The organism is Micromonospora sp. AMSO12t, assembly GCF_008806585.1.
Classification (GTDB): Bacteria; Actinomycetota; Actinomycetes; order Mycobacteriales; family Micromonosporaceae; genus Micromonospora; species Micromonospora reichwaldensis.
Map to the genome: position 1 here is coordinate 1 of NZ_WAAS01000318.1, position 6768 is coordinate 6768.

Annotated in this window: 7 protein-coding genes; all 7 read right to left on the minus strand. The window is 77.7% G+C overall.

The features are described from left to right. On the minus strand, positions 1-817 hold an 817-nt coding region (locus tag F6X68_RS29075; RefSeq protein ID WP_151457245.1), incomplete at its 3' end, for a glycosyltransferase family 9 protein. Further along, positions 814-1515 carry an SDR family oxidoreductase gene (locus F6X68_RS29080; protein WP_151457246.1) on the minus strand — a complete coding sequence of 234 codons (702 nt, stop codon included), beginning with the start codon at positions 1513-1515 and terminating at the stop codon, positions 814-816. The genes F6X68_RS29075 and F6X68_RS29080, both read right to left, overlap by 4 nt. Continuing rightward, positions 1512-3071, minus strand: coding sequence for a PfkB family carbohydrate kinase (locus tag F6X68_RS29085; protein ID WP_151457247.1), 1560 nt, complete (start codon positions 3069-3071; stop codon positions 1512-1514). Before F6X68_RS29085 ends, F6X68_RS29080 begins: the two co-directional genes overlap by 4 nt. A gap of 13 nt (positions 3072-3084) precedes the next feature. Further along, on the minus strand, positions 3085-3732 hold the full coding sequence (locus tag F6X68_RS29090) for an SIS domain-containing protein (protein ID WP_151457251.1): 648 nt from the start codon (positions 3730-3732) through the stop codon (positions 3085-3087). After that, positions 3729-4943 carry a glycosyltransferase gene (locus F6X68_RS29095; protein ID WP_151457248.1) on the minus strand — a complete coding sequence of 405 codons (1215 nt, stop codon included), beginning with the start codon at positions 4941-4943 and terminating at the stop codon, positions 3729-3731. The genes F6X68_RS29090 and F6X68_RS29095 overlap by 4 nt, the downstream gene beginning before the upstream one ends. Continuing rightward, the gene (locus F6X68_RS29100; protein WP_151457249.1) at positions 4928-5905 is read right to left on the minus strand and encodes a glycosyltransferase; all 978 of its coding nucleotides are present in this window, start codon (positions 5903-5905) and stop codon (positions 4928-4930) included. The genes F6X68_RS29095 and F6X68_RS29100 overlap by 16 nt, the downstream gene beginning before the upstream one ends. Continuing rightward, the coding region (locus tag F6X68_RS29105) for a glycosyltransferase family 9 protein (protein WP_151457250.1) at positions 5902-6768 on the minus strand (867 nt) is incomplete at its 5' end. The genes F6X68_RS29105 and F6X68_RS29100, both read right to left, overlap by 4 nt.

Consider the following 6768-nt stretch of genomic DNA (forward strand, 5'->3'; position numbering starts at 1 on the left):
CCCACAGCGCCCGGTGCCGGGGCCGGCCCGGCGGCGGCCCCCACCGCGCCGGGGAGACCGGGCCGAAGAGCACCACCGACGGCGTGCGGTAGCCGGTCGCCAGGTGCGCCACGCCCGTGTCCCCGCTGACCACCAGGCGGGCGTACGCCACCAGCGCGGCCAGCCGGCCCAGGTCCGTCCGGCCGGCCAGCACCGCGTCGGCGGGCAACCCCGCGGCCTCCGCGATCCGCTGCGCGGTGGCCCGCTCGTCGGGGCTGCCGGTGAGCACCACCCGGTGCCCCCGGGCGGCCAGTTCCCGGGCCAGCGCGGCGAAGCGTCCAGGCGGCCAGCGCTTCGCCGGGATCTTGGAGCCCGGGTGCAGCACGGTCATGCCGGTCGGGGCGCCGCCGGGGGCCGGGCGCCGCAGGTCCAGGTCGGTGCGGTCGGCGGGGATGCCGTACCAGTCGAGGAGCCGGCACCAGCGGTCGACCTCGTGTTCGTCGTCGCGCCATTCGGGGCCGTCGTGGTGGCCGGCCTCCGGGCTGGTGTAGGCGAGCAGCCGACCGGGACGGGTGCCGGCGAGCATCCGGTGCGACTCGGGCCCCCGGCCGTGCAGGTTCACGGCGACGCGCGGCGTCCCCAGGGCCGGGTCGGGGCGACCGAGCCCGTCCGTGGGCACCAGCCGGTCGACGCCGCCGACCAGGTCGACCAGCGGCGCCAGCCAGCCGGGTGCCGCGAGGACGAGGTCCCGGCCGGGGTGGGCGGCACGCAGGGCGCGCAGGGCCGGGACGGCGGTGGCGAGGTCACCGACGCCGAGGGCGCGCAGGGCGAGGATCACGGGTAGGAGGTCTCCTGGTCGGCGCAGACGACCATCTCGCGGACCGCGCAGCCGGCGGGTTGGGACAGCGCGAACATGACGGCGGCGGCGGTGTCGGCGGGGTCGTTCAGGACGGCGTCGGGACCGGGCTTGTACGCGGCGTCGCGCTCGTCGAAGAAGGCCGTGCGCATGCCGCCGGGGATGAGCAGCGTGACGCCGACCCTGCCGGCGAGTTCGGCGGCGAGGGCCCGGGTGAAGCCGACGACTCCGAACTTCGCGGCGCAGTACGCGGTCGCGTCGGCCACGGCCTTCACCCCGAGCGTGGAGGCGACGGTGACGATGCTCCCCCGGGAGGTCTCCAGGAAGGGCAGGGCAGCCCGTACGACGGCCGCCGTGGCGAACAGGTCCACGGCCACGATCCGCTCCCAGGTCTCGCCGGGGGTGTCCGCCAGCTTCCCGGGCACGTCCATCCCCGCCGCGGTGACCACCGCGTCCAGCCCGCCCGAGCGCTCGGCGAGCTGCCGGGTGGCGGCCTCCGCGGCGCGGGTGTCGGCCAGGTCGCACTCCACCCACGGCACCCCGTCGGCGGGCGCCTGCCGGTCCAGCACCAGCGGACGGCCGCCGGCCCGGGCCACGGCCGCGACCACGGCGGCGCCCAGGCCGCTCGATCCGCCCGTGACGAGCACGGTGCGCCCCGCGCCGGGCGACCCGGCGCTCATCGGGTGCCCTCCGCCGTCGTCGGTCCCGCGAGGCCGGCCCGCGCCCGTTCGGGCTCGCCGCCGGGTCTCGCCGGCGCGCCACCGGGAGCGGGACCGGCCGGCGGCACGGTGTCGGTGAGCGGCGGCCCGACGAGCGGCACGGCGGTGCCGGTGGAACGGGCGGCGGCGATCAGCCCGGTCGTGGAGCGGCCGTCCAGGTACGGCACCACCACGGCGTTGCCGCCCCAGCGGCGCAGGACCTCCGCCTCGGGCAGGGCGGGCTCGCCGCCGTCACCGGCGTAGTCGCCACCCTTCACCCAGACGTCCGGCCGCAGCCACGACAGCGCCGCGTTCGGGGTGGCCTCGTCGAAGATCATGACCGCGTCGACGCAGCTCAGCGCCGCGAGCAGCCGGGCCCGGTCGCCCTGCGGGATCACCGGCCGGTCCGGGCCCTTCAGCCCCGACACGCTCGCGTCGGAGTTGAGGCAGACCACCAGGCAGTCGCCGAGCTGCCGGGCGGCCTGCAACGTCGCCACGTGCCCGGCGTGCAGCAGGTCGAAGCAGCCGCCGGTGGCCACCACCGTCCCGCCGGACGCGCGTACCGCCGACACCACGCCGGCGGCCGCGGCCACGCCGACGCGCTCGCCGCCGGGGCCGGAGACCGCCGGCGGCAGCGGACGCGCCGCCCGCGGCAGCGCCGTCGCCACTCCCCCGCCGGCCACGTACGCCGACGCCTCGGCGACCGCCTCCTGCACCGCCTCGGAGACCAGCGCCCCCTGCGCCAGGGCGAGGCTGGCGGTGGCCGCGAACCGGTCACCGGCCCCGCAGGTGTCCCCCTCGGCGACGGCCGGGGCGGGCACCACCATCGGCGTCGCGCCGGCGTGGCAGAGCAGCGCCCCGTCCCCGCCCAGGGTCACCGCGACCGCGCCGGCGCGCCAGCGCTGGCGCAGCCCCTGGGCGCCCCGCGCCGCCGTCGCCAGCCGGGTCGCTCCCGGCGCGACCGTGACCAGCTCCCGCACCTCGGACTCGTTGGGGGTCACCAGGTGCACCCCCGGAACCGCCGCCGGTCCCCGCGGATGCGGGTCCCAGAGCACCGGCGCCCGGGTGGCGGCCAGCGCCGCCCGCAGCGCGGGCTGCCGGGCGACGCCCCGGCCGTAGTCGCTGACCAGCACGGCGGAGGCCCGGGCGATCACCCGCAGCGCCGCCTCGGACGGTTCGCCGGGCGTACCGGCCGCGCCGCCCCGGTCGTGGCGCAGCAGCACCCGGCCCCGGGCGCGCAGCCGGACCTTCTCCGGCGTGCCGCCGCGCAGCCCGAGGGGATACACCTGCACGCCGGCGTCGGTGAGCAACGAGGCGAGCCGGGCACCCCCCGCGTCGTCCGCCAACGCGGTCACCAGCACCACCTCGGCGCCCTGCGCGGCGGCGAAGACCGCGGCCAGCCCGGCGCCACCGGGCCGGTCGACGTGCGCGGTCTCGTCCAGCACCGGCACGGGCGAGTCCGGGCAGAGCCGGTTCACCACCCCCTCGACGTCCCGGTCCAGCAGGGTGTCACCGACCACCACGACGGGTCCCCTCACGCTGCCCTCCTCATCACGCCTGGACCTGCTGACCTGCACCGCCGTCGAGCACCACCTCAACCCCGGTCCGTACGGGCGCGGCGGGCGCCACCGGCAGCGCCCGCTCGACGTACTCGCAGAGGAGGTGGCTGGTCACGAGGTGGAGTTCCTGCACGACCTGGCTGTCGGCCGAGCCGACGGCGAGCACGTCGTGGCACAGCTCCGCCAGGGGGTTGGGGGCGGGGCCGGTCAGGGCCCAGCAGGTGAGTCCGCTGTCGCGGCCGGCCCGGGCGGCGGCCAGCAGGTTGGCGCTGGTACCGCTGGTCGACAGCAGCAGCAGGACGTCGCCGGCGCGGCCGTGGGCGCGTACCTGGCGGGCGAAGACCTCGTCGTAGCCGTAGTCGTTGCCGATGGCGGTCATCGCGGAGGTCTCCGCGTGCAACGCGATGGCGGACAGGGGCTGGCGGTCGTCGCGGAGCTTCCCGACGAGTTCGGCGGTGAGGTGCTGGGCCTCGGCGGCGCTGCCGCCGTTGCCGGCCACCAGCAGCCGGCCGCCGTCGACCAGCCGACGCGCGAGGGCCTCCCCCCACCGGGCCAGCAGCGTCTCGTGCCGCCGGAAGGGCACCAGCGCCGCCGCCAGGTTCGTCAGGTGCGCGTCCAGCGGCGTGGGTGCCGCCATCAGGCCACCACCCGGGCCGGCCGGTGGACCGCCACGTCGCCGTAGACCTCCACCAGCCGCTCCGCCGTGGCCGCCCAGGAGTACCGCCGCCGGGCCCGTTCCCGCGCCGCCGTCGCGTACGCGAAGCGGCGGATCCGGTCGTCGAGCAGCCCCTGGATCGCGGCGCCCAGCGCACGCGGGTCCCGGGCCGGCACCAGGTCGCCGGTGACGCCCTCGACCACGGTGTCCTTGATCCCGCCGACGGCGGTGCCCACCACGGGCACGCCGCACGCCATCGCCTCCAGCGGGGTGAGCCCGAACGGCTCGTACCAGGGGGCGGCCACCAGGACGTCCGCCGAGCGGTACCAGCGGCCCATCTCCTCGCGGGGCACCGCGCCGACCAGTCGCACCCGGTCGGCGACCCCGCAGCTGACCGCGAGGGCGCGCAGCCGGCGGGCGTACGGGTCGGTCTCCAGCAGGCCGGCGGGCGGGCCGCCGACGACCACGCACTCGGCCCCGGGCACGTACGCCATCGCCCGCACCACGGTCTGGAAGCCCTTGCGCTCGACCAGCCGGCCGACGGTCAGGATCCGCGGCCGGCCGTCCTCCCGCTCGGCGGTCGGCCCCAGCGGGGCGAACGTGCCCAGGTTGACCCCGGACGGCACGACCGTCATCCGGGACCGTGGCACGCCCATCCGGACCAGCTCGCCGACCTCGTCGCGGCACTGGGCGATGACCCGGTCGACCGCCCGGCCCAGTTCCCGCTCGTAGCCGATCCGGCGGGCCGGGCTGGTGTCCTGCACGCCCTGGTGGCGCCGCTTGACCACCCCCAGGGCGTGGTACGTCTGCACGACCGGAACGCCGGTCTGCCGGCTGGCGGCCAGCGCGGCGAGGCCGCTCATCCAGAAGTGCGCGTGGATCACCTCGGGCATCCACTCGCCGCCCCGCCACCGGTCGACCAGCCAGCGGCTGAACTCCCGCATGTGCGGCAGCAGGGCGTCCTTGGCGACCGGCTCGGCCGGCCCCGCCGGGACGTGCACCACGTCGTAGCCGTCGGCGCTGCGTACGGTCACCGGCAGGTCCACGGCGTCGCGGCGGGTGTAGACCCGGACGTCGTGTCCGGCGGCCGCGAGGGCGGCGGAGAGCTCGGCGACATGCGTGTTCTGACCGCCGGCGTCCTCGCCGCCCAGGATGGCGAGCGGGCTGGCGTGCTCCGAGATCATCGCGATGCGCATACTTCCTCCTCCAGCAGCCGGTCCCAGTCGGCGAGGAAACGGTCGAGGCCGTAGCGGTCCCGGGCGGCGGCGCGGGCCCGCTCCCCCGCCCGGCGTGCCTCCGCCGGCTCGTCGACGAACCGGCGGGCGGCGTCGAGCAGGGTGTCGAGCCGGGTGGACAGCGCGCCCGCCCCCGGTGGCACCGCCATCGCCGCCTCCGTGGCGGCCAGCGCGACCACCGGCATCCCGATGGACATCGCCTCGATCAGGCTCAGCCCCAGGGAGGTCCAGCGGCACAGGTGCAGGTACGCCCGCCGCCGCCCCAACTCGGCGTGCATCCGGTGCTGGGGCAGGTCGTCGTGGCTGGTGAGCCGGTCGGCGGGCAGGCCCAGGTGCTCGGCCAGCCCGGCCACCTTCATGCCGAAGACGTCCAGCGGGGCGATCTCGGCGAAGCGGGGCAGCAGGTCGGTGCCGGTGACCCGCCCCCGGCGTACCGGCTCGTTGATCACCACCGCGAGCCGGTCGAGCTCGCCCGTGTACTCCGCGGCGGGAGGGACGATGCCGTGGTCGACCACGGTGGTGCGGGTGGCCCCGGTGTCCCAGAACAGCTCGTTGAACCCGGTGACGTGGGCGACGAGCAGGTCGTCGCGGTCGGCCATGGGGTGCCGGCTGTTGGGCACGTCGCCGTCCTTGGGCGTGTTGTGCTCGACGTAGACGGCGGGTACGTCGCGGCCGGGCCGCCGGCCGAGCCACCGCTCGGCGAGGTCGATCTCCTCGGGGCGTTGCAGGACGACCAGGTCGACGTCGGCGGTGCGCAACTGCTCGGGGGTCACCTCGACGGCCGTGTCGGGCCACGGGTAGGTGCGGGCGCGGCCGAGGCCGTAGGGGCCCCGGTCCGGGGTGACGGGCACCAGGTACCGGTGCTTGCCGTGCACGAACGACGTGGTCCAGGAGCCGTGCACGTGCCACAGGAGCAGGTTCATCCGCCGCTCCCGCCGATGGTGGCCAGCGTCGTCACGCCGGCGGACGAGCCGCCGGTGGGCGGCCCCGACCGGGCCGACGGGGTCACCCCGAGCAGCCGCAACGCGTCGACGACCTCCTCGGGGTCGACGCCGCTCAGGCAGGGGTGCCCGGGCACCGGGCAGCGCGCCGCCCGGGTGTCGCGGCAGGCGGCCGCCGCGTCGCCGAGGCGCACCGTGGGCACCCGCCACGGCCCCCACTGCCCGAACGGCACCGTGGGGGCGAACAGGCTGACCACCGGCACCCCGTGGGCGGCGGCGAGGTGGGCGGGGCCGGTGTTGCCGACCACGACCGCGCCGGCGCCGGCCACCGTCGCGGCCAGCCCGGCGAGGCCGGTCCGCCCGCCCAGGTCGGCGGCGACGTCGCCGGCCACCCGCGCGGTCAGCTCCTGCTCGTCGGGGCCGCCGGTGACCACCACCCGGTGGCCGGCGGCCGTCAGGGCGCGGGCGATCCGCGCGGCCAGCTCCGGCGGGCAGCCCCGGGCCTGCGCCGCCGAGCCGGGGTGCAGCACCACGTAGCCGGGCGCGCCGACCTCCGGCGGCGGTGCCTGCGCCGGACGCAGGCGCAGGGCGGGTCCGTCGTGGTCGGCGAGGGCGAAGCCGGCGGCGGCGGCGAGGGAGAGCGCGCGTTCCGGTTCGGGTACGCCGGGCGGCACGCGGTGCCGTACGTCGAGCAGGCTGCCCGGGTAGTCGTCGCTGATGGCGCTCACGCGTCCGACCCCGGCCAGGCGCAGCAGCAGGGCCAGGGGCAGGGGCGACTGGTGGAAACTGGTGAAGACGACCGCCTCGTCGGCGTGCACGGCGGCGAGCCGGTCGGCGAGCTGACG

Coding starts and splice junctions, on each gene's coding strand:
- F6X68_RS29080 (WP_151457246.1), bottom strand. CDS start 1,515: ATGAGCGCCGGGTCGCCCGGCGCGGGGCGCACCGTGCTCGTCACGGGC.
- F6X68_RS29095 (WP_151457248.1), bottom strand. CDS start 4,943: ATGCGCATCGCGATGATCTCGGAGCACGCCAGCCCGCTCGCCATCCTG.
- F6X68_RS29100 (WP_151457249.1), bottom strand. CDS start 5,905: ATGAACCTGCTCCTGTGGCACGTGCACGGCTCCTGGACCACGTCGTTC.